Below are 21,915 nucleotides of genomic sequence, written 5' to 3' on the forward strand. Positions count from 1 at the left end.
TGGCTTCGTCGCCGTCTCGGGAGACGACGGACGCGGGCCGGTCGGGGTGCTGTCGCACGTCCGGTCGCCTCGCCGTGACCGTACCGGTTGCGGCCAGCCGTACCGCTCGGAGCACCCCCTGCGAAGTCCCCACCCCCTCATGACGATCGTCTGACCCGCCCCGCAGTCCCCTGTCCCGCCCGCACACCTCTCTGTCGTTGACCCACGCCCGTCTGACCTTTCCGTGCAGTTCTCCGACAACCCTGACAGAGCCCTGAACCGGTCTCCCTTGAACGCGATCCCCGCACCCCGGAGGCTTGAAGCCGCGGGTCGGCGTGGGCGTTTGAGGCAAGCCGGACGCGAAATGTAGCGCGGATATGTCATGCACATTGCAGGCAGGGGAGAGTTCGCATGCACAGCACCTTGATCGTCGCCAGGCTGGAACCGGGCGCGGGCGCGCACGTGGCCGACCTGTTCGCCGATTTCGACGCGACCGAGATGCCGCACAGGATGGGGACCAGGCGGCGCCAGCTCTTCCACTACCGGGGGCTGTACTTCCACCTCCAGGACTTCGACGAGGACAACGGGGGAGAGCTGATCGAGGCGGCGAAGACCGACCCCCGGTTCGTGGGGATCAGCAACGACCTGAAGCCGTTCATCGAGGCGTACGACCCGGCGACCTGGCGCTCACCGGCGGACGCGATGGCGACGCGGTTCTATGCGTGGGAGGCGGCCGCGTGAGCGCGCGTCGCGTCGTCATCACGGGGCTCGAGGTTCTCGCGCCGGGCGGCGTGGGCGCCAAGAACTTCTGGAGCCTGCTGAGTGAGGGACGCACGGCGACTCGGGGAATCACCTTCTTCGACCCCACGCCGTTCCGCTCCCGAGTCGCCGCCGAGATCGACTTCGATCCGTACGAGCACGGCCTCACCCCGCAGGAAGTGCGCCGCATGGACCGGGCCGCCCAGTTCGCGGTGGTCGCCGCGCGCGGCGCGGTCGCGGACAGCGGGATCGAGTTCGCCGGACTCGACCCGTACCGCACCGGCGTCACCATCGGGAGCGCGGTCGGCGCCACGATGGGCCTGGACGAGGAGTACCGCGTCGTCAGCGACGGCGGCCGGCTCGCCCTCGTCGACCACGCGTACGCGGCGCCGCACCTCTACGACCACCTGGTGCCCAGCTCCTTCGCCGCCGAGGTCGCCTGGGCGGTCGGCGCCGAGGGCCCCGCCACCGTCGTGTCCACCGGGTGCACCTCGGGCATCGACTCCGTCGGGTACGCCGCCGAGCTGATCCGCGAGGGAGCGGCGGACATCATGGTCGCCGGCTCGTCGGACGCGCCGATCTCCCCGATCACCATGGCCTGCTTCGACGCGATCAAGGCCACCACTCCCCGCCACGACGACCCGGCCCGTGCCTCGCGCCCCTTCGACGGCACCCGCAACGGCTTCGTGCTCGGCGAGGGCGCGGCCGTGTTCGTGCTGGAGGAACTCGACAGCGCCCGCAGACGCGGCGCGCACATCTACGCGGAGATCGCCGGGTACGCGACCCGCTCGAACGCCTACCACATGACCGGACTGCGCCCCGACGGCGCGGAGATGGCCGAGGCGATCCGGGTCGCCCTCGACGAGGCGCGACTGCCCGGCGAGGCCGTCGACTACATCAACGCGCACGGCTCGGGCACGAAACAGAACGACCGCCACGAGACGGCCGCGTTCAAACGCGTCCTCGGCGCGCACGCCTACCGCACCCCGGTCAGCTCGATCAAGTCGATGGTGGGCCACTCCCTGGGCGCGATCGGCTCCATCGAGATCGCCGCCTCGGTCCTGGCCATGGAGTACGACGTCGTCCCGCCGACCGCCAACCTTCACTCTCCCGACCCCGAGTGCGACCTCGACTACGTGCCGCGGGAGGCCCGCGACCAGCTCACCGACACGGTACTCACCGTCGGCAGCGGCTTCGGCGGGTTCCAGAGCGCGATGGTGCTGACCGAGCCGGAAAGGAAGCAGGTGTGAGTACGGCGACCGTCGTGGTGACCGGACTCGGCGTCGCCGCGCCGACCGGGCTCGGGGCCCGCGAGCACTGGGCAGCCACCCTCGGGAGCCGCAGCGGCATCGGCCGCCTCACCCGCTTCGACCCGTCCGGCTACCCGGCGAAACTCGCCGGTGAGATCACCGGGTTCACCGCCGAGGAGCACCTGCCGGGCCGGCTCGTCCCGCAGACCGACCGGATGACCCGGCTCGCCCTCGCCGCCGCCGACTGGGCGCTGGCCGACGCGAGCGTACGCCCCGACGAACTGGCCTCCTTCGACATGGGCGTGGTCACCGCGAGCGCGTCCGGCGGCTTCGAGTTCGGCCAGAACGAGCTGCGCAAGCTGTGGAGCCAGGGCAGCCAGTACGTGTCCGCATACCAGTCCTTCGCCTGGTTCTACGCCGTCAACAGCGGCCAGATCTCCATCCGCAACGGCATGAAGGGCCCCAGCGGCGTCGTCGTCAGCGAACAGGCCGGCGGCCTCGACGCGGTCGCCCAGGCCCGCCGGCAGATCCGCAAGGGCACCCGTCTCGTCGTGTCCGGCGGCGTCGACGCCTCCCTGTGCCCCTGGGGCTGGGTCGCGCAGCTCGCCGGCGGCCGGCTCAGCACCAGCGAGGACCCCGCCCGGGCCTACCTCCCCTTCGACCGCGACGCCTGCGGCCATGTGCCCGGCGAAGGCGGCGCGATCCTGATCCTGGAGGCCGCCGAGTCCGCCCGCGAACGCGGCGCCCACTCCTACGGCGAGATCGCCGGGTACGGCGCCACCTTCGACCCCAAGCCCGGCAGCAGCCGCCCGCCCGGTCTGCGCAAGGCCGTCGAACTCGCCCTCGCCGACGCGGGAGCCCAACCCGCCGACGTGGACGTCGTGTTCGCCGACGCGGCCGGTGTCCCCGACCTGGACCGTGCCGAGGCCGCCGCGCTCAGCCAGGTCTTCGGCCCGCACGGCGTCCCGGTCAGCGTGCCCAAGACGATGACCGGCCGCCTCTACTCGGGCGCCGCCCCCCTCGACCTGGCCACCGCCCTGCTCGCCCTGCGCGACGGGATCGTCCCCGCCGCCGTCAACGTCAAGCTCTGCCCCGAGTACGGCATAGACCTCGTCGTCGACCGGCCGCGCCGCCTCGGCCTGCGGACCGCGCTGGTGCTGGCCCGGGGATACGGCGGCTTCAACTCCGCCGTCGTCCTGCGGGCGCCCGCACCGCACTGACCGTTCCGCCCAGAAGGACCGTTTCCCCGCACGTGCCGTGAAGCCCCGCACGTGCCCCCACCCCACCCCAGCCCAGCCCTGACCGGAAGGACCTCCCGTGCCCGCCGACCCGTTCACCCTCGCCGATCTCACGCGCATCCTCCTGGAGGCCGCCGGCGCCGAAGAGGGCGTCGACCTCGATGGAGACGTTCTGGACACCGAGTTCACCGCGCTCGGCTACGAGTCGCTGGCTCTCCTGGAGACCGGCAGCCGGATCGAGCGCACGTACGGCATCGCCCTCGACGACGACCTTCTGACCGACGCGCTGACCCCGCGTGCCCTCATCGGTGTCGTCAACGACCTGCTGACCGTCTCCCGCACCGTCTGAGAGGCCGCCATGACCACGACCACCACCGACCGCGTCGCTCTCGTCACCGGCGCCACCAGCGGCATCGGCCTGGCCGTCGCCCGCCTGCTCGCTGGCCAGGGGCACCGCGTGTTCATCGGCGCCCGCGACGCGGAGAACGTCGAGGCCACCGTCAAGGAACTCCTCGCCGAGGGGCTCGACGTGGCCGGTACGACCGTCGACGTCCGCGAACCCGAGTCCGTACGTGGCTTCGTGCGGGCCGCGCTGGAGCGGTTCGGGACGATCGACGTGCTCGTCAACAACGCGGGCCGGTCCGGCGGCGGCGTCACCGCCGACATCGCCGACGAGCTGTGGGAGGACGTCATCGAGACGAACCTCACCAGCGTCTTCCGGCTCACCCGCGAGGTCCTCACCACGGGCGGGCTGCGCCACAAGGACCGGGGCCGCATCATCAACATCGCCTCCACGGCGGGCAAGCAGGGTGTTGTCCTGGGCGCCCCCTACTCAGCGTCGAAGCACGGCGTCGTCGGCTTCACCAAGGCACTCGGCAACGAACTCGCGCCCACCGGCATCACCGTCAACGCGGTCTGCCCCGGGTACGTCGAGACCCCGATGGCACAGCGGGTCCGGCAGGGGTACGCCGACGCCTACGGCACCAGCGAGGACGCGATCCTGGAGAAGTTCCGGGCGAAGATCCCGCTCGGCCGGTACTCCACCCCGGAAGAGGTCGCGGGCCTGGTCGGCTACCTCGCCTCCGACACCGCCGCCTCCATCACCGCACAGGCCCTCAACGTCTGCGGCGGCCTCGGCAACTTCTGACCAGGACCCACGACCATCACGAAGGAGCCCGACCATGACGACCCGTGAGGTCGAGCACGAGATCACCGTCGGCGCCCCCGCGGCGGCCGTCTACCGCCTCATCGCCGACGTGGTGAACTGGCCCCGGATCTTCCCGCCGACCATCCACGTCGACCGGGTCGAGCACGCCGGCGCCGAGGAACGCATCCGGATCTGGGCCACGGCACGCGGCGAGGCCAAGAACTGGACCTCCCGCCGCACCCTGGACCCGGCGGGCCTGCGCATCACCTTCCGGCAGGAGATCAGTACCCCTCCGGTGGCCGCGATGGGCGGTGCCTGGATCATCGAACCCCTCGGTGACAACCGGGCCCGGGTCCGGCTCACGCACGACTACCGCGCGGTCGACGACGACCCGGAAGGGCTCGCCTGGATCGACGAGGCCGTCGACCGCAACAGCCGTTCCGAGCTCGCCGCGCTGCGCACCAACGTCGAAGCCGCCCACGCGGCTCAGGACCTGACGTTCTCCTTCACCGACAGCGTCACCGTCGCCGGCGCCGCGAAGGACCTCTTCGACTTCGTCAACGAGGCCGGCCTGTGGGCCGAACGGCTCCCGCACGTCGCGTCCGTACGCCTCGCCGAGGACACCCCGGGACTCCAGACCCTGGAGATGGACACCCGTGCCAAGGACGGTTCCACGCACACCACCAAGTCGTACCGCGTGACCTTTCCCCACCACCGCATCGCCTACAAGCAGGTCACCCTGCCCGCGCTGCTGACCCTGCACACCGGCGTGTGGACCTTCGAGGAGACCGGAGAACGCGCCGTCGCCTCCTCCCAGCACACCGTCAGCCTCAACACCGACAACATCCCCGGCGTGCTCGGTCCCGAGGCGACCGTGGCCGACGCCCGGACGTACGTCCACACCGCCCTGTCCACCAACAGCCTCGCCACGCTCGGCCACGCCAAGGCGTACGCCGAGACGCTCGCGGGGGAGCGGGACTGACGTGCTCGACACACAGGTCGTGGTCGTCGGCGCAGGACCCGTCGGGCTGCTGCTCGCCGGGGAACTGCGCCTCGGCGGCGCCGACGTCGTCGTACTCGAGCGGCTCGAAGAGCCCACCACCGAGTCGCGGGCCTCGACCCTTCACGCCCGCACGATGGAGATCCTCGACAGCCGGGGGCTGTGGGACGGGGCAGACAGCCCGGCGAGCGACTCGCGCGGGCACTTCGCCGGGATCCCGGTCGACCTGACACTGCCCGGCAGCCGGCCGGGGCTGTGGAAGGTGCCCCAGTTCGACACCGAACGGCTGCTCGCGCGCTGGGCAGCCGGGCTCGGCGCCGACGTGCGGCGCGGCCAGGAGGTGCGGGCGGTCACCGACACGGGCGCGTACGTCGAGGCCGGGACCGACGACCACGTCGTACGCGCCGCCTGGCTCGTCGCCTGCGACGGCGAGGACAGCACCGTACGCCGCCTTCTCGGCGCGGACTTCCCCGGCCACGACGCGCGGCGCGAACTGCTGCGGGCCGACGTCGCCGGGATCGAGGTCCCCGACCGGCGCTTCGAACGGCTGCCGGACGGGCTGGCCGTCGCCGCGCGCCGGGCCGACGGGGTCACGCGGGTGATGGTGCACGAGCACGGCGCGCCGGTGCCCGCACGGACCGGGCCGCCCGCCTACGACGAGATCGCGCGCGCCTGGAAGCGGGTCACCGGCGAGGACGTCGGCGACGGCACCCCGCTGTGGGTGAACGCGTTCGACGACACGACCCGCCAGCTCACCCACTACCAGCACGGCCGCGTCCTGTTCGCCGGCGATGCCGCGCACCGCCAGCCGCCCATCGGCGGCCAAGCCCTCAACCTGGGCCTGCACGACGCCTTCAACCTGGGCTGGAAACTCGCCGCCGAGGTCACCGGACGCGCCCACCCCGGCCTCCTCGGCACCTACCACGCCGAACGCCACCCGGTCGGCGCCCGCACCCTCTCCACCATCGAGGCGCAGGCGCTGCTGCTGTTCGGCGGCCCCGGGGTGGAACCCGTTCGCGCCCTGCTCACCGAACTCGTCGGCCACGAAACCGTCCGCGCCCACCTCGCCGCGGCGATCGGCGGCCTCGACGTCCACTACGACGGCGTCGGCGCCCGCCTGCCGCACAGCACCGAACTCCTGCGGGCCGGCCGGGGGCTGCTCCTCGGCCCCACCGCGATCCCGAGCGGCGGCATCCCCTGTGCCCCCGCCGAGCACTGGACCCTCGTACGGCCCGACGGGCATGTCGTCTGGGCGGATCCGTCCGACCCGCCGCCGCAAGAAGTGCTCGCCCGCTGGTTCGGCCCACCCACCACGTAAGGAAACCCGCCATGCCCCTGATCTCGCCCGACGACGGCTACCTGACCGTCTTCAACCTCTTCGAGACGGACACCCGGCCCCTCCAGGACGACGTGCTCGACGCCATGCGCGACATCATCGACCACGCCGACTACCCCGGCTGGATCTCCTCGACGCTGCACTCGGGCGTGGACGAGCCGGGAACCGTCAACTACATCCAGTGGCGCAGCGCCGCCGACCTCCAGGCCCGGTACGAGGGACAGAAGTTCCGGCAGAAGACCGTGCCGCTGTTCCACAAACTCGCCCGGACCGTACGCCTGCTGAAGACCGAACTGGCCTTCACCCAGCACCACCCCGCGCTGGAGCGGGGCATCGAGATCTCGCCGGAACGCGACGACCACACCGTCGTGATCGTCTTCGACACGCGCCCCGAGGACCAGAAGGACCTCCTGGAGACCCTCGCACAACCGGACGAGTGGATCACGACCGTGCCCGGCTACCGCTCGCACAGCTACTTCCGGGGCGTGGACGGCACCTACGTCGTCAACTACGCCCAGTGGGACAGCAAGGAGGCGTACGACGCGTTCCACACCCTTCCCGAGGAGCAGCGGCCGGCCGACATCCGCCGGGGACGGGAGCGGGCGCGGTCCCTCGTCACCGGGCGGCAGGCCAACACCTACCGGGTGACACACTCCCGGTCGGCTCTGCCGGCGAAGGACTGACCGGCATGGCCGACACCGACGTCATCGTCGTCGGCGCGGGGCCGACCGGGCTGACGCTCGCCGGTGAACTGCGCCTGGGCGGCGCGCGCGTGACGGTCGTGGAGCGGCTCGCCGAGCCCACCGGGCAGTCCCGGGGGCTGGGGTTCACCGCCCGCGCCATGGAGGCGTTCGACCAGCGGGGGTTGCTGCCTCGTTTCGGAAGTCCGGAGATCAGCCCCGTCGGCCACTTCGGCGGGGTGCGGTTCGACTACACCGTCCTGCCGGGCGCCCACTTCGGGGCCCGGGGGATACCGCAGTCGCGCACCGAGGCGGTGCTGGAGGAGTGGGCGGTCGAACTCGGCGCGGTCGTCCACCGGGGGTGGGAGTTCACCGGGCTCGAAGCCGGTGACTCGGTGGTGGAGATCACCGTACGTACCCCCGAAGGGCCGGGGCGGCTGCGCGCCGCCTACCTTGTGGGCGCCGACGGCGGCCACAGCCCCGTGCGGGAGGCCGCCGGGATCGCCTTCCCCGGCACCCCGGCCGCCCGTGTCATGTACCTCGCGGACGTGGTGGGTCGCAGGCTGCGGCCCCGGCCGCTCGGGGAACGGCTGGAAGACGGCATGGTGATGGCGGCGCCCCTGACCGACGAGGTCGACCGCATCATCGTCTGTCCGGACGGCACCCCGCCCCGCGAGGACGCCGCGCCCGTCACGTTCGCCGAGGTCGCGGACACCTGGCGACGGCTCACCGGCGAGGACATCGCCGACGCCGGCACCGAGTGGGTCAGCTCCTTCACCGACGCCACCCGGCAGGCGGCCACCTACCGCGCGGGCCGGGTCCTGCTCGCCGGGGACGCCGCCCACATCCACCTTCCGGCCGGCGGCCAGGGCATGAGCACCGGCATCCTGGACGCGGTCAACCTGGGCTGGAAGCTCGCCGCCGAGGTCACCGGGCGCGCCCACCCCGGCCTCCTCGACACCTATCACGCCGAACGCCATCCGGTCGGCGCGCGCGTGCTGCTGAACACCCGTGCCCAGGGCGCGGTCTTCCTCGGCGGCCGGGAGTCCGACCCGCTGCGCGCACTGTTCGCCGAACTCATCGCGTACGACGACGTCAAACGCCATCTCGCCGGCGCGGTGAGCGGTATCGACGTCCGGTACGACCTCGGCGGCAGTCACCCGCTGACCGGCGGGCGCGTCGCACCCCGCGCCCTGACCGGGCCCGCCGGGGAGACCAGCACCGCCCGACTGCTGCACCCCGCGCGCGGGGTCCTGCTCGACCTCGCCGACGACCCGGAGATCCGCACGGCCGCCGCCCCCTGGCACGACCGGGTGACCGTCACGACCGCCAAACCGGCCGACGACCCGCACGACGAACTGGCCGGTCTGCACGCTCTGTTGATCCGCCCCGACGGGCACGCCGCGTGGGTGTCGGCGGCGCCCGGCGGCGAGGGGCTCACCGACGCCCTGCACCGCTGGTTCGGACCCGTCACCGATCGAGAGGCAGTACCGGCATGAGTGAAGAGACCCTCGCCGACCTGCGGGACAGGGCCGACCTCACCGCCCTCGCCGACCGCTACGTCACCCACCTCGACCGCGACCGGCACCGCGACGACTGGTTCGGTGAAATCTTCACCGACGACGTCCACCTCACCTTCCCCATGGGCGAGTACAAGGGGACCGCCGGCCTCACCGAGTTTCAGGAGATGGCCCGTACGACCTTCGAGCGCACCCACCACACCGCGTCCAACTACTCCATCGACCTCGAAGGCGACCGGGCCACGATCCGCGCGCACCTGACCGCCGTGCACGTGCGCAAGGCCGCCGAGCCCGGCGTCCACTTCGCCATCGGCGGGCACTACGAGGCCGGTGCGGTGCGGACCGCCGACGGCTGGCGCATCGACCGGTTCGTCTTCGACCTGGTGTGGCACCAAGGGCAGGGCCCGCAGGGCGCTCCGGGGCACTGACCCGGCGGCTTTGCAGAGATCTGACGTACCGCGCAAAGACCTGACATCAGCACGGCTTGTACCGCCCGACCGGCGTCGACACACTTCAGATGGGCCTGTCGGCGTGTCCCGGTCCCACCCCCACCGGCCAACCCCGCCGCCAAGGAGGAAGCTCCGCCATGCCCCCAGGCTCCGATCAACTTCCCTTGCACGCACAGGTGTTGAAGCTCGTGACCGCAGGATGGCTCGCCCAGGCGGTCAGCGCGACCGCCGAACTCGGCGTCGCCGACGCGCTCGCCGACGGCCCCCGGCCGCTCGCCGAACTCGCCGGCGCGACCGACACCCACGCGCCCAGCCTCTACCGGCTGCTGCGGGCCGGCGCCGACATCGGGCTGTTCACCGAACACGACGGCCGGGTCTTCGAACTGACCGTGCTGGGAGACGCGTTGCGCGCCGACAGCCCCGTCAGTCTGCGCAACTTCGCGATCTGGACCGGGCTGCCCGCCGAACGGCACGCCTGGGCCGGCCTCGCCGACGCCGTACGCACCGGGCACACCGCCTTCCCCGAGGTGTTCGGCAAGCCCGTCTGGGACTACCTGCACGACCACCCCGACGTGCTCGGCGTCTTCGACCGGGCCATGACCGAGGCGTCTCGGCAGATCATCGCCCCGGTCGTCGCCGCGTACGACTTCGGACGGTTCTCGACGATCGTCGACGCGGGCGGCGGGCGGGGCGCGCTGCTGGCCGCCGTCCTCGCCTCCGCGCCCGGGACGCGGGGGATTCTGTACGACCGGCCCGAGGTCATCGCCTCGGCCGGACAGCCGCTGCGGGACGCCGGGGTGGCCGACCGTGCGGAGCTGGTCGCCGGGGACTTCTTCGAGTCCGTGCCGGGCGGCGGTGACGCCGTGATCCTGTCCAACATCATCCACGACTGGGACGACGAGCAGTCCCGGCGCATTCTCACCAACGCGCGTGCCGCGCTGCCCGACGGGGGGCACGTGCTGCTGGTCGAGGCCGTGCTGCCGGACCGGCCCCGGCCGTCGCCGACGGTCTCCCTGATGGATCTCGACATGCTGGTCGTCGCCGGGGGACGGCAGCGGACGGCCGACGAGTTCGAGGCGCTGCTGGCGGACTCGGGGCTCAAGCTGACGCGGGTCGTGCCGGGCGGGCACTGCAGCGTGGTCGAGGCCGTGCGGGTCTGACACGGGGTGCGTCTCCCGCAAGGCCCACTGACATCCGTACCGAGGGAAAGAAGCAGATGACAGAACGGCTCGTACGCAAACTGTGGTTCGGGATCGGACCGGGGGTCGCCGTCGACGACGCGCCGGAGGTCGTACGCCGGGTCGAGTACGCCGACCGGGCGGGGCTCGACTTCTTCGCCTTGTCCGACCACCCGTACTACGGCGACCGACTGGAGGCGTACGGCGCGCTCGGTCTGCTGCTCGGCCGGACCCGGACCATCACCGGCGTCACGACCGTCACCAACCTGCCGACCCGGCCGGTGCCGCTGCTGGCCCGCACCCTGTCGACGCTGTCCGCGCTCTCCGGGGGCCGGGTCGTCCTCGGCATCGGCGCGGGCGGCTACTGGGACGACATCGCCCGATTCGGGGTCACCCGGCTCGACCCCGCGGCCGCCGTACGCGCCCTGGAGGAGGCCATCGGCCTGGTGCGGGCGCTGTCCGGCGGCCCGGCCCCGGTCACCCTGGACGGCGAGTTCACCCAGGTCGTCGGACTGGACCCGGCGCCGGTGCCCGCGCCGCCCGTCTGGACGGGATCGGTCGGGCCCAAGTCCCTCGCCGTCACCGGCCGTTCGGCCGACGGGTGGATCCCCGGCAACGCGGCGGACTGGCACAGCGAGCGGTACCGCGGCTCACGGCCGCTGGTCGAGGAAGCGGCGCGCTCCGTCGGCCGTGACCCCGCGGACATCGCGACCGTCTTCAACCTGCCGGCCCGCATCACCGACGCCCCCGTCAACGCCCCGCGCGACTCGTCCGGGCGGTGGCTGGGCGGCTCCGTCGACCAGTGGATCACCGAACTGACCGAGGCCGTCCTCGAACACGGCGCGTCCGGGTTCGTGTACTTCGCGTCCGGTGACCCCTCGGGGCAGGTCGGCCTCGGCCGGTGGGCCGAGGAGATCGTGCCGGCCGTGCGGGAGGCGGTGGCCAAGGGCTGACGACCGCGACCGCGTCCGCCGTCCCACCCGCCCTCCCGTCCCCCGCAGTTCTTCGAGACCCGTGTTCCGTCCAGAAAGGTCCTGAGATGCCCACCAGAACCATCCGTCCGCGCCGTCGGCTCCGTCGCGCGGGCGCGCTGCTCGCGGTCGTCCTGCCCGTCGCCGCGTGTTCGGGCGGCGGGCAGGACGCGGGCGGGACCGGCAAAGCGCCGCGCGACGGGGGCACGCTGCTGGTCGGGGCCGAGGCCGACCCGGGGTGCCTGGACCCGCAGCAGACCGGGCAGATCAGCGCGATCGACGTGACCCGGTCCGTGGTCGACTCGCTCACCGCCCAGGACCCCGAATCCGGCAAGATCGTGCCGTGGCTGGCGAAGTCGTTCACGACCAGCGCGGACGGCAGCGCGTTCACGTTCGTGCTGCGTGACGGCGTCACCTTCAGCGACGGCAAGCCCGTCGACGCGGCGGCGGTGAAGGCCACGTTCGACAACCTGGTGAAGCTGCCCGCGAACGGCGCCCCCAGCTATCTGATCGGCTACCGGGGCACGACCGTCACCGACGCGCACACCTTCACCGTCACGTTCGCGACGGCCAACGCCCAGTTCCTCCAGGCGACATCGACCGTCGGCCTGGGGATCCTGTCGCCCGCGTCGTTCACGGCCTCGGCCGCCGACCGCTGCCGGGGCAAGTTCATCGGCTCGGGTCCGTACGTCCTGGACCACTACACCACCAACCAGGAAGCCGTACTCAAGAAGCGGGCGGACTACGCCTGGCCGTCGTCCCTCGCCACGCACAAGGGCGCGGCCCGCCTCGACGAGGTGAAGTTCACCTTCATCCCGGAGGCCGGCGCCCGCACCGGCGCCCTCTCCTCCGGCCAGGTCGACTTGGCCAAGGCCCTCCAACCCACGGACGAGGCCCAGTTCAAGGGCAACGGCTTCCGCGTCCTGTCGGCGCCGGGACCCGGGATTGTACCGCCGCTCTCCCTCAACCACCGGGGGATCCTCGCCGACCGGAAGGTCCGCGAGGCGCTCGTCAAGGGCATCGACCGGCAGGGGCTCGTCGACTCGGTGTTCAGCGACTCGTACAAGCCCGCCACGAGCGTGCTGTCCTCGACGACGCCGTACTACGAGGACTTCTCCGACAGACTCCGCTACGACCCGCAGGGCGCCGAAGCCCTGCTGGACAGCGCGGGCTGGCGGGAGGGCAAGGACGGCATCCGCGAGAAGGACGGCAAGCCGCTCGCCCTCACCTGGCTGATCCCCGCGCCGATGCCGCCCGCGAACGAGGCCGTGCAGCAGCAGCTCCGCAAGATCGGCGTCGACGTGAAACTGAAAGCCGTCGCCCCCGCCGTCTACGTCGAGCAACAGCAGAAGGGCAACTTCGACCTCACCGCCGTCGGTGTCACCCGCGCCGACCCGGACGTCCTGCGCAACATCTTCTACACCAAGAGCGCCAACCTCTGGCACCTGCCGCCGAGCAGACTCGACACCTACCTGGAGCAGGAGGTCGCAGCGACCGACCCGAAGACACGCCAGAGGGCCGTGTCCGACGCGGTCCGCTGGATCCTCGACCACGCGGACACCGTCCCGCTGTACGAGGGCGCTCAGGTCCACGGCGTCTCCGACAAGGTCAAGGGCTTCACGCTCGACGCCTCCAACCGGTTCGACCTGTACGACACCTGGCTGGGCTGAGGGAGGCCGACTGTGCACACGGCCCTGTACGCGGCCACCCGGACACTGCGCGCGGTGTTCGTCGTCTGGGCCGCGTTCACCCTCACCTTCGTCGCGCTGCGGCTGCTGCCCGGCGACCCGGTCGCGCTCATGCTCAGCGGACGCGGCGGCTTCGCCGAACTGACAGCGCAGCAGGTCGCCCAAGCGCGCACGGAACTCGGCCTCGACCGGCCGCTGATCGTCCAGTACGGCTCCGCGCTCGCCGACGCGCTCCACGGCGACCTCGGCGCGTCCCTCCAGACCGGGCAGCCGGTCTCCCGCATGATCGCCGACGCGCTCTTGCCGACCTTCCAGGTCGGCACCCTCGCACTGCTGCTCGCGCTGATGCTGGGCACGCTGCTCGGGGTCGCCGCGAACCTCACGGCGAGCCCTCTGCTGCGGCAGCTCCTTCGCTCACTGCCGTCGGTCGCGGTGTCCCTGCCCTCCTTCTGGGTGGGGCTCGTCCTGATCCAGTTCCTCTCCTTCCGCTGGCACCTCTTCCCCTCCCTCGGCGACAGCGGTTTCGACAGCGTGATCCTGCCGGCCTGCACCATGGCGATCCCGGGAGCCGCACTCGTCGCCCAGGTCCTCGGCAAATCCCTCCACACGACACTCCAGGAGCCGTACGCCGACACCGTCCGGGCCACCGGAGCGGGCCGGGTTCGGCTCCTGTTCGGCCATGGACTGCGCAACGCGGCCATCCCGGCCGCGACCGTCGCCGGGATGCTCGTCGGCTCGCTGATCGGCGGCGCGGTCGTCGTCGAGACGGTCTTCTCACGGCCCGGCATGGGCCGCATCACCCAGTCCGCCGTCTCCGCGCAGGACCTGCCGGTCGTACAAGGGGTGGTGGTGGTCGCCGCTCTGGCCTTCGCGGTGGTCAACCTGCTGATCGACCTGCTGTACCCGGTGCTCGACCCCCGCATCCGCGCCACGGGACGGCTGGTGACCACATGACGACGCCGAGTCCACTGCCCGTCGAGCCGGCCGAGGAGCCCGCACGGCTTCACCGCGTGTTCCGGGTCCCCCTCCGCTCACCCGGCGTCACGTTGTCCGTCCTCGTCCTCGTGCTGGTCCTCGGCTGGGCCCTCGTACCGGACTGGTTCAGCTCCCGCAGCCCCCTCACCGGCCTGCCGGCGGACCGCTTTCAACCGCCGAGTTCCCATCACTTCTTCGGAACGGATCACATGGGCCGCGACATCTACGCCCGAGTGGTCCACGGCGCGGCCCTGTCGCTCCGCGCCACCGCCCTGGCCATCCTCATCGCCCTGGGCGGCGGGGTGATCCTCGGGCTCGTAGCCGGGTTCTTCGGCAGCTGGGCGGACGCGGTCATCATGCGGGCCGTCGAGGTCACGATGTCCGTTCCACCGCTCCTGCTCTCGCTCACCCTCGTCACCGCGCTCGGCGTGGGCACCGGCCAGATCGCCGTCGCCATCGGGGCGACCAGCGTCGCCGCGTTCACCCGAGTCATGCGGGCGGAGGTGCTGCGGGTGCGGGCCGCACCGTATGTCGAGGCCGCGATCCTCTGCGGGGCGCGATGGTGGCGCATCCTGCCCCGCTACATCCTTCCGTCCGCCTTCGGTCCCGTGCTGGCCCTGGCCGCACTCGACTTCGGCCTCGTCGTCCTCGCGGTCTCCAGCCTGGGCTTCCTCGGCTACGGCGAACCGCCACCGGCCCCCGAATGGGGCTCCCTCGTCGCCGACGGCCGCAACTACCTCGCGACGGCCTGGTGGCTGACCACTCTGCCCAGTCTCACGGTCGCGGTCGTCGTCCTCGCGGCGAACCGGCTGTCACGGGTGTTCGAAGCGGAAGGGGGGCATCGGTGAATCCGGTGGAGCCGGTGCGTGATCACGAGTCGGCGGGGGTCCGGGGCTCCCGTGTGGCGACCGGGTACGGCGACGGCGCGGCCGGGAGCCCCGGTGCCCGCGCCGCGGTTCCCCCTGAGGAGTCGGGCGGGGAACCGCTGCTGGACGTTCGAGGGCTGCGGATCGGGTACCGCGCCGCGAGAGGTACGCGCCTCGCCGTGGACGGGCTCGATCTGAAAGTGGCGGCCGGGGAGATCACCGCCGTGGTGGGGGAGTCCGGGTCGGGGAAGAGCAGTACCGCTCATGCGCTGGTCGGGCTGTTGCCGGCCGGGGGCGTGGTACTGGGCGGTTCCGTCCGCCTCCAGGGCGAGGAGCTGACCGGGCTCGGGGAGCGGGCGTGGCGGGAGGTGCGGGGCCGGCGCATCGGTTTGATCCCGCAGGACCCCGGCGTCAGCCTCGACCCCGTCAAGCCGGTCGGCGCGCAGGTCGCCGAGGTGCTCCGGGTACACGGCCTGGCCACCCGCAGGGACGCCCCCGCCCGAGCCGTCGGCCTCCTCGCCGAAGCCGGACTGCCCGACCCGGACCAACGTGCAAGCCAGTACCCCCACGAACTCTCCGGTGGCATGCGCCAACGCGTGCTCATCGCCATCGCCACCGCCGCCCGCCCCCGCCTCCTCGTCGCCGACGAACCCACCTCGGCCCTCGACGTCACGGTCCAACGCCAACTTCTCGACCACCTTCAGGAAGTCGTCACCACCACGGGCACCGCCATGCTCCTGGTCACCCACGACCTCGCGGTGGTCGCCGACCGGGCGCAGCACGTGGTGGTCATGTCCCAGGGGCGGGTGGTTGAGGCGGGGCCCGCGGGGCGGGTACTCGCGGACCCCCGACACCCGTACACACGCGAGCTGCTGGCGGACGCGCCGACCCTCGCGGCCCGGCCCCCACGTGGCCGTCCCGGCACGGCGGGCTCCGCCCCGGTGACGGTGCCCGGTCCCGCGTCGGCGGATGCGGCACCTCTGTTGAGGGTCACCGGTCTCACCCGGGCCTTCCCCGTCCGGGGGCCGGTGCTGTCAAGGCGCCGTACACGCACCGCCGTCGACGGGGTCGGGTTCGAGCTGGGCAGGGGGGAGACCCTCGGGGTGGTGGGGGAGTCGGGGTCGGGGAAGTCGACGACCGCTCGGATGATTCTCGGGCTGGAGCGGGTCGACAGCGGCACGGTGCTCCTGGACGGCGTCGACGTCACCACCGTGCGGGGAGCCGCGCGGCGGGCCCTCCACCGTCGTATCCAGCTCGTTTATCAAAATCCGTACGCCTCGCTGAACCCCCGTTTCACGGTCGGGGAGCTGCTGACCGAGCCGTTGCGCAATCACGGGATCGGGAGCAGGGCGGAGTGGGGCGGGGAGGTGCGGCGGCTGCTCGACGATGTGGCACTGCCGGCCGGGGTGGAGCGGCGCAAGGCGGCCGAGTTGTCCGGCGGGCAGCGGCAACGGGTCGCCATCGCGCGAGCCTTGGCACTCGGTCCGGAAGTGCTGGTGTGCGACGAGCCGGTGTCCGCGCTCGACGTCAGCGTTCAGGCCCGGATCCTGGAGCTGCTCGTTGGGCTTCAGGAGCGGCATGGGCTGAGTTATCTGTTCATCTCCCACGATCTGGCTGTCGTCGCGCAGGTCAGTGACCGGATCGCGGTCATGCGCGGCGGCCGGATCGTCGAGAGCGGGCCGGCGGCGGAGCTGCTGCGGGCGCCGCAACACCCCTATACCCAACAGCTGCTGGCCGCCGTGCCCGGCCGCAGCACGACGGAGGACACTCCATGCAGATAGGGCTCATCACGTTCGGCAGTCTTCTGCCCGACCCGCTCACCGGCAAGACCCTCACCCAGCGGCAGCGGCTGCGGGACGTGGTGCGCGCGGCGGCGGAGGCGGAGGACGCCGGGTTCGCCTGGTACACCGTCGGCGAGCACCACTTCGGCGAGCGGGACGTCATCTCCTCACCCCCGCCGGTGCTGGCCGCGATCGCGGAGCACACGTCGACGATCAGGCTGGCGACGGGGACCACCCTCGTCGCCAACCGCGACCCTGTCCTCGTCGCCGAGGACTACGCTCTCGTGGACCTGTTGTCCGACGGCCGACTCGAACTCATCGCGGGCGGCTCCTTCTTCCCCGAGCCGTACGCGGTGTTCGGCCAGTCCCTCGAGTCGAAGGCGGCGCGCAAACGGGAGAACACAGAGCTGCTGATCCGGTTGTGGACCGAGGAGCGTGTCACCTGGCAGGGCGAGTTCAGGCCGCCGCTGGACGAAGTCACCGTACAACCGCGGCCGTCGCAGCCGAAGCCGCCACTGTGGATCAGCGGCGGTGTCGGGTCGGAGTCGGTGCAACTCGCGGTGGAACACGGGCTGCCGCTGGTCGTCGGGACCACCGCGCGTGAACCCCGCACGTTCGTTCCGGTCTTCGACGCCTACCGCACCCTGTGGCAGGAGAGCGGGCGCACCGACCCGCCCGGCAGGCTCGGCGCCGCCAGTCACGTCTTCGTCGCCGAGTCCTCCCAACGGGCGCGCTCCGTGTGGGCCTCCTACATGAACAACTACCTGACCGTGAAGAAGCCGGGCACCACGCATTTCACGACCCCGCCGGACTTCGGCACGTACATCGGCGACAACGGGCCCGCGATCTGCGGCAGCCCCGCCGAGGTCGTCGACAAACTGGGTCGCCTGCACGAGTTGTGGGGCCACGACCTGCACCTCCTCGCCATCGACGTCGGCGGCATCCCGTACGGGGAGGTCCAGGCGGCCACCGAACTGACCGCCGCCGAGGTCCTTCCGCAGGTCGCCGGGCTCGGCTCCGAGGCGGTGACCGGTGCCTGAACTGCCGCCCGTGGTCGACGCCGGATGGGTGAGCGACCACCGCGACACCCTGGTCCTCGCCGACGTCCGCTGGTTCCTGGACGGCCGCAGCGGCTACGACGCCTACCTCACCGGCCACCTGCCGGGCGCGGTCTGGGTCGACGTCGACACGGTGCTGTCCGCCCCGCCCGACGAGACCGGCGGACGGCACCCCCTGCCCGAACCGGCCGCGTTCGCACGAGCGCTGGGTGCCCTCGGCATCGGGGACGGTACAACCGTGGTGGCGTACGACGCCGACGGCGGCCCGTACGCCGCCCGGCTGGTGTGGTTGCTGCGCCGCACCGGACGGTCCGCCGCACTGCTCGACGGCGGGCTGACCGGCTGGGCCGGTGACACCGAGACCGGCGCCGTCGTACTGCCCGAGGCGCGGATGACGCCGGTGAAGTGGCCCCGGGAAGCGCTGCGGAGCGCCGATCAGGTCGCGTCGGGCGACGCGATCGTCCTTGACGCCCGTGCCGCCGAACGGTACTCCGGTGCGAACGTCCTTCCGACGGACATCCGTTCCGGCCACATTCCAGGCGCCCGCAGTGCCCCCTGGAGCGGGAACCTCAGGCCGGACGGAACGTTCCGGTCACCCGCTGAACTGCGTGTGCGCTACCGGGCATTGGGGGTCGACGGAGACAGCGACGTCATCGTCTACTGCGGCAGCGGAGTCACCGCCTGCCACGACCTGCTCGCCCTCGAGCACGCCGGCATCAGCGGCACGGCCCTTTACCCGGGCTCCTGGTCCGCCTGGTCCGCGGACCTGTCCCGGCCGGTGGCGACGGGCGTGGAGCCCGGGTAGGGGCCGGCGTTCACCAGCCGGTCCCCCACCTTGCCATCGGTTCGATCAACTCCCGCTCCTCGTACGCGAGGTGCGACAGGAGCGCGTCGGTGAGCAGGTCCAGTGCCGCCTGCAACGCGTCTCGTGCCTGCTCGCCGCCCTCCTCTCGGACGAAGGCGACCAGTTCGCGGTCGATGCGCTCGATCAGTGCCTGGATGACGTGGTGTTCTTCGGTGAGCCGGTCCAGCACCTCGCCGAGCCGGGGGTCGGAACGGCGCAGGTAGGGAAAGAGGTCCTCGTCCTCACGGGTGTGGTGCAGGGTGGTGATCCGGCAGTACGACGCGCAGTACGCACCGAGCGTCCAGGAGTTCTGCCGCAGGCCCAGCCGCTGGATCTCCGCTCGCGCCTCCCCGGGGGCGAGGGTGTCGGCCAGCACCTCGCGCACCACCTCCCGGAGCCGGTCGAGGTCGGCGCGGAGCTGGTCGTGCGCGGCGACGAGATTGCGGGCCGGCTCCTGCTCGCGACGCGGATAGCGCCGCTCCGGGTCGGCGGGCGGCCCGACCGGGCGCGTCGACTCGTCCCACAACCGCTCGGCGGACCGCCGGACATCCGGGGGCGGGGTGGGCCGTACGGTCAGCTCCTCGGGGGAGGCGGCTCGGGGGCGGTCCGGGCCGGAGGCGGCCGGGACCGGGACGTCGGCCACACCCGTACGCCGCCCCCTGCCGCCCCGAGCACGTGCGGGGCCCGAGCCGTCCGCCGATCTCGGCGCGTCCGCCGCGCGCTTGCGTTCCGCCGTCACCAGTTCCCGTGTCGCCGGTGCCACTTCCGCCGCGAACCCCTCCAGCAGGGCCGGCCGGTGGGCGGGAAGCAGGAAGCCGCTGGTGCCGTGTTCCAGGGCGAGCGCGGCGAGTTGCTCGGGCCAGGCGTCGAGCGGACCTTGTGGGAAACCACCCGGCCCCGGTGAGAGGTTGTACAGCCGGCGGACCTCGGAGGGGACGCGGCCCGCGGCGACCGCCGCCTCGTCGACGACCCGGTGCCCCGCGGCGAGGCGGCGCGGCGGTACGTGCGGAACGCTCGGCAGCCAGCCGTCCGCCGTCGCGCCGGTCAGCTTCAGCATGCGGGGGCCGACGGCGCCGACCCAGATTCCGATGGGGTGCGCGGGTGCGGGGCCCGCGGCGGCGCCCTCGAGCGCGTAGTGCTCGCCGGGCAGGCGGACCTGCTGGCCCTCGCGCCACAGCGCCCGGATGACGTCGATGGCCTCGCGGGTCGCCCGCACCGCCTCGCCCGGGCTGCGGCGCGGTCCGCCGTCGGCGGCGATGGCGTCCCAGTACGATCCGGCACCCAGTCCCAGCTCGACCCTGCCCCCGCTGAGCAGGTCCAGGCCGGCGGCGGTGCGGGCCAGCACGGCGGGCGGGCGCAGCGGGAGGTTCGCGACGTTGGGGAAGACCCGTACGCGGGTGGTGGACGCGGCGATCACCGCGAGCGCCATCCACGCGTCCAGCAGTTCCGGCCGGTAAGGGTGGTCCGGCACGCTCACCAGATCCAGTCCCGCCCGGTCGGCGACCCGGGCCAGCGTCACCGCGTCATCGGCATGCCCAGCACTCGGCACCAGAACGGCACCGAAGAGGAGGTCGTGTCCGTAGTCAGGCATCTGTGCGCGAACTCCCGTTCATCGGCGCGGCGTTGGTGCGGGGGAGCCCGGTGTCTCCCGGCAGGCGGGGGGCGGGCAGGGGTGGCAACCGGTCGGAGGAGCGGGGGGTGTGCCCCCTCAAGCCGCGGACCGCGACTGCTCCGTGGCCGGAGTCAGCGGCGCCGGAGCCCTGCCCCACAACTTGCCCGGCCCCGCCAGCGCGGCCAGCGTCGCGAGGCCCAGGGCGATCGCCGACATGACGAACGCGGTGGTGTAACCGGATTCGGCGGGCACCCGGGTGCCGGGGATCGTCTCGGAGGCGACGATCGACGCGGCGACCTGGGCGCCGAGGGAGCCGCCGATCGTACGCATGATCGTGTTGATGCCGGTCGCCTCGCCGGTCTGGCTGCGGTCGACCGCGCTGACGACGAGGTTCGCGAGGGCGGCGAAGGCGAAGCCGACACCGATGCCGAGGACCCCGGAGCCGACGTACATGGTCCACTCGGTGTCGTGCGCGCCCGCGTAGACCACGAAGCCGACGACGCCGATCAGGCAGGCCAGCACGAGCGGCAGCTTCCAGCCGAGGGCCGCGCCGATGCCCCCGGCGAGAGGGCTGGCGATCAGCATCGTCACGGCCATCGGCACCATGAACAGTCCGGCCTCGGTGACGGACGCGTCGAAGCCGTATCCGGCCTTGGGCGGGGTCTGGGCGAGCAGCGGCACCAGCGTGAACGCGCCGTACATGCCGAACCCGATGATGAGCGCGGTGATGTGGCTGGTCAGTACGGCGGGTCGGCGCAGCAGTTCGAGGTCGATGAGGGGCTCGCGGACCTTGCTCTCGGCGTACGTGAACACCGCGAGCAGCACGACGGCGGCGACGAACAGGCCGACGATCCCGCCGGACGTCCAGCCCCACGACTTGCCCTCGCTGATGGCGAGCAGCAGTGCCACGATCCCCGCGCTCAGCAGCACCACGCCGGCCCAGTCGATGCGCCCGGGGCTGGTGACCGAGGACTCCTGGATGAACGCGGTGACCGCGGCGATGCCGAGCAGGATGACGACCAGCCCCAGCCAGAAGATCCAGTGCCAGCCGAGGGCGTCGACGATCGGGCCGGGGATGACGAGCCCGACGCCGAAGCCGATGCCGAACGTGGACGAGATCAGGCCGATCGCCACCGGCACCCGCTCGCGCGGGAACTGGTCGCGCACGATGCCGAACGCCAAGGGGAAGGCGGCCGAGCCGACACCCTGCACCGCCCGCGCCGCGATCAGCAGGGCGAGTGAGTCGGACAGGGCGGCGAGCAGGGTGCCCGCGGCGAAGACGGCGAGGCTGGCGATCAGCACCCGGCGCTTGCCGAACATGTCGCCGACCCGGCCCAGCAGGGCCGTCGCCACCGACGCGGTGAGCAGGAACGCGCTGAGCACCCAGGAGACGGCCGTCGTTGAGGCGTCGAACTCGCGCTGGAGGTCGGGCAGCGCGGGTACGACCATCGTCTGCATCAGGGAGAAGGACAGGACGGCCAGGAGCAGGGCGGCGAACGGGGCGGCGGTGCCCCGCTGTGCGCCGGGGGCGGGTATGTCGGTCATGGAGCGGTCCTCCGGGGACGGGCGCCGCGGTCCGCTGTT

20 protein-coding genes are annotated in these 21,915 nt (G+C 72.4%); 18 read left to right on the forward strand and 2 right to left on the reverse strand.

Annotated elements, in window-relative coordinates; all coding sequences use genetic code 11:
- Positions 1 to 390: 390 nt before the first annotated feature.
- From Sdi02f_RS29385 to Sdi02f_RS29470, 18 genes are all read left to right on the forward strand, one after another.
- Complete coding sequence (locus Sdi02f_RS29385) at positions 391 to 720, forward strand: TcmI family type II polyketide cyclase (protein ID WP_030402552.1); 330 nt, start codon at positions 391 to 393, stop codon at positions 718 to 720.
- Positions 717 to 1,988 (forward strand): beta-ketoacyl-[acyl-carrier-protein] synthase family protein, encoded by a 1,272-nt coding sequence (locus tag Sdi02f_RS29390; protein ID WP_031082067.1) that lies wholly within the window; start codon positions 717 to 719, stop codon positions 1,986 to 1,988. Before Sdi02f_RS29385 ends, Sdi02f_RS29390 begins: the two co-directional genes overlap by 4 nt.
- Positions 1,985 to 3,208, forward strand: a complete 1,224-nt coding sequence (locus Sdi02f_RS29395; RefSeq protein WP_031184969.1) for a ketosynthase chain-length factor — start codon at positions 1,985 to 1,987, stop codon at positions 3,206 to 3,208. The genes Sdi02f_RS29390 and Sdi02f_RS29395 overlap by 4 nt, the downstream gene beginning before the upstream one ends.
- 97 nt (positions 3,209 to 3,305) lie before the next feature.
- Positions 3,306 to 3,575 carry an acyl carrier protein gene (locus Sdi02f_RS29400; RefSeq protein ID WP_030402549.1) on the forward strand — a complete coding sequence of 90 codons (270 nt, stop codon included), beginning with the start codon at positions 3,306 to 3,308 and terminating at the stop codon, positions 3,573 to 3,575.
- A gap of 9 nt (positions 3,576 to 3,584) precedes the next feature.
- Positions 3,585 to 4,373, forward strand: coding sequence for a 3-oxoacyl-ACP reductase FabG (fabG, locus tag Sdi02f_RS29405; RefSeq protein ID WP_030402548.1), 789 nt, complete (start codon positions 3,585 to 3,587; stop codon positions 4,371 to 4,373).
- A 34-nt stretch (positions 4,374 to 4,407) separates the two neighbouring features.
- A complete protein-coding gene (locus tag Sdi02f_RS29410) occupies positions 4,408 to 5,355 on the forward strand; it encodes an aromatase/cyclase (RefSeq protein ID WP_108934316.1) in 948 nt (315 codons plus the stop codon).
- 1 nt (position 5,356) lies between these two features.
- Positions 5,357 to 6,691 carry an FAD-dependent monooxygenase gene (locus Sdi02f_RS29415; RefSeq protein WP_108934317.1) on the forward strand — a complete coding sequence of 445 codons (1,335 nt, stop codon included), beginning with the start codon at positions 5,357 to 5,359 and terminating at the stop codon, positions 6,689 to 6,691.
- 11 nt (positions 6,692 to 6,702) lie between these two features.
- Positions 6,703 to 7,392 carry an antibiotic biosynthesis monooxygenase family protein gene (locus Sdi02f_RS29420; protein WP_108934318.1) on the forward strand — a complete coding sequence of 230 codons (690 nt, stop codon included), beginning with the start codon at positions 6,703 to 6,705 and terminating at the stop codon, positions 7,390 to 7,392.
- A 5-nt stretch (positions 7,393 to 7,397) separates the two neighbouring features.
- Positions 7,398 to 8,888 (forward strand): FAD-dependent monooxygenase, encoded by a 1,491-nt coding sequence (locus Sdi02f_RS29425; RefSeq protein WP_108934319.1) that lies wholly within the window; start codon positions 7,398 to 7,400, stop codon positions 8,886 to 8,888.
- Entirely contained in the window at positions 8,885 to 9,337 is a 453-nt protein-coding gene (locus Sdi02f_RS29430; protein ID WP_031082057.1) for a nuclear transport factor 2 family protein, read from the forward strand. Before Sdi02f_RS29425 ends, Sdi02f_RS29430 begins: the two co-directional genes overlap by 4 nt.
- Before the next feature lie 209 nt (positions 9,338 to 9,546).
- Complete coding sequence (locus Sdi02f_RS29435) at positions 9,547 to 10,518, forward strand: methyltransferase (protein ID WP_245962248.1); 972 nt, start codon at positions 9,547 to 9,549, stop codon at positions 10,516 to 10,518.
- Between the two features lie 56 nt (positions 10,519 to 10,574).
- Positions 10,575 to 11,489: an LLM class flavin-dependent oxidoreductase gene (locus Sdi02f_RS29440; protein ID WP_108934321.1), complete on the forward strand. Its 915-nt coding sequence runs from the start codon at positions 10,575 to 10,577 to the stop codon at positions 11,487 to 11,489.
- 86 nt (positions 11,490 to 11,575) lie between these two features.
- Positions 11,576 to 13,177, forward strand: coding sequence for an ABC transporter substrate-binding protein (locus Sdi02f_RS29445; protein ID WP_108934322.1), 1,602 nt, complete (start codon positions 11,576 to 11,578; stop codon positions 13,175 to 13,177).
- 12 nt (positions 13,178 to 13,189) lie between these two features.
- A complete protein-coding gene (locus Sdi02f_RS29450; protein WP_078869506.1) occupies positions 13,190 to 14,149 on the forward strand; it encodes an ABC transporter permease in 960 nt (319 codons plus the stop codon).
- On the forward strand, positions 14,146 to 15,018 hold the full coding sequence (locus Sdi02f_RS29455; RefSeq protein ID WP_030402538.1) for an ABC transporter permease: 873 nt from the start codon (positions 14,146 to 14,148) through the stop codon (positions 15,016 to 15,018). The genes Sdi02f_RS29450 and Sdi02f_RS29455 overlap by 4 nt, the downstream gene beginning before the upstream one ends.
- A 137-nt stretch (positions 15,019 to 15,155) precedes the next feature.
- A complete protein-coding gene (locus Sdi02f_RS29460; protein WP_245962251.1) occupies positions 15,156 to 16,817 on the forward strand; it encodes a dipeptide ABC transporter ATP-binding protein in 1,662 nt (553 codons plus the stop codon).
- Positions 16,808 to 17,857 (forward strand): LLM class flavin-dependent oxidoreductase, encoded by a 1,050-nt coding sequence (locus tag Sdi02f_RS29465; RefSeq protein WP_053664074.1) that lies wholly within the window; start codon positions 16,808 to 16,810, stop codon positions 17,855 to 17,857. The genes Sdi02f_RS29460 and Sdi02f_RS29465 overlap by 10 nt, the downstream gene beginning before the upstream one ends.
- A complete protein-coding gene (locus tag Sdi02f_RS29470) occupies positions 17,850 to 18,680 on the forward strand; it encodes a sulfurtransferase (RefSeq protein ID WP_108934323.1) in 831 nt (276 codons plus the stop codon). Before Sdi02f_RS29465 ends, Sdi02f_RS29470 begins: the two co-directional genes overlap by 8 nt.
- 10 nt (positions 18,681 to 18,690) lie before the next feature.
- On the opposite strand, the gene Sdi02f_RS29475 is transcribed toward Sdi02f_RS29470, so the two are convergent.
- Together Sdi02f_RS29475 and Sdi02f_RS29480 are read right to left on the reverse strand one after the other, a co-directional pair.
- Positions 18,691 to 20,310 (reverse strand): LLM class flavin-dependent oxidoreductase, encoded by a 1,620-nt coding sequence (locus Sdi02f_RS29475; protein ID WP_108934324.1) that lies wholly within the window; start codon positions 20,308 to 20,310, stop codon positions 18,691 to 18,693.
- 117 nt (positions 20,311 to 20,427) lie between these two features.
- Positions 20,428 to 21,876 (reverse strand): MFS transporter, encoded by a 1,449-nt coding sequence (locus tag Sdi02f_RS29480; RefSeq protein WP_055468979.1) that lies wholly within the window; start codon positions 21,874 to 21,876, stop codon positions 20,428 to 20,430.
- Between the last annotated feature and the right edge of the window lie 39 nt (positions 21,877 to 21,915).

The sequence above is a fragment of the Streptomyces ardesiacus genome, from assembly GCF_003112575.1.
Classification (GTDB): domain Bacteria; phylum Actinomycetota; class Actinomycetes; order Streptomycetales; family Streptomycetaceae; genus Streptomyces; species Streptomyces ardesiacus.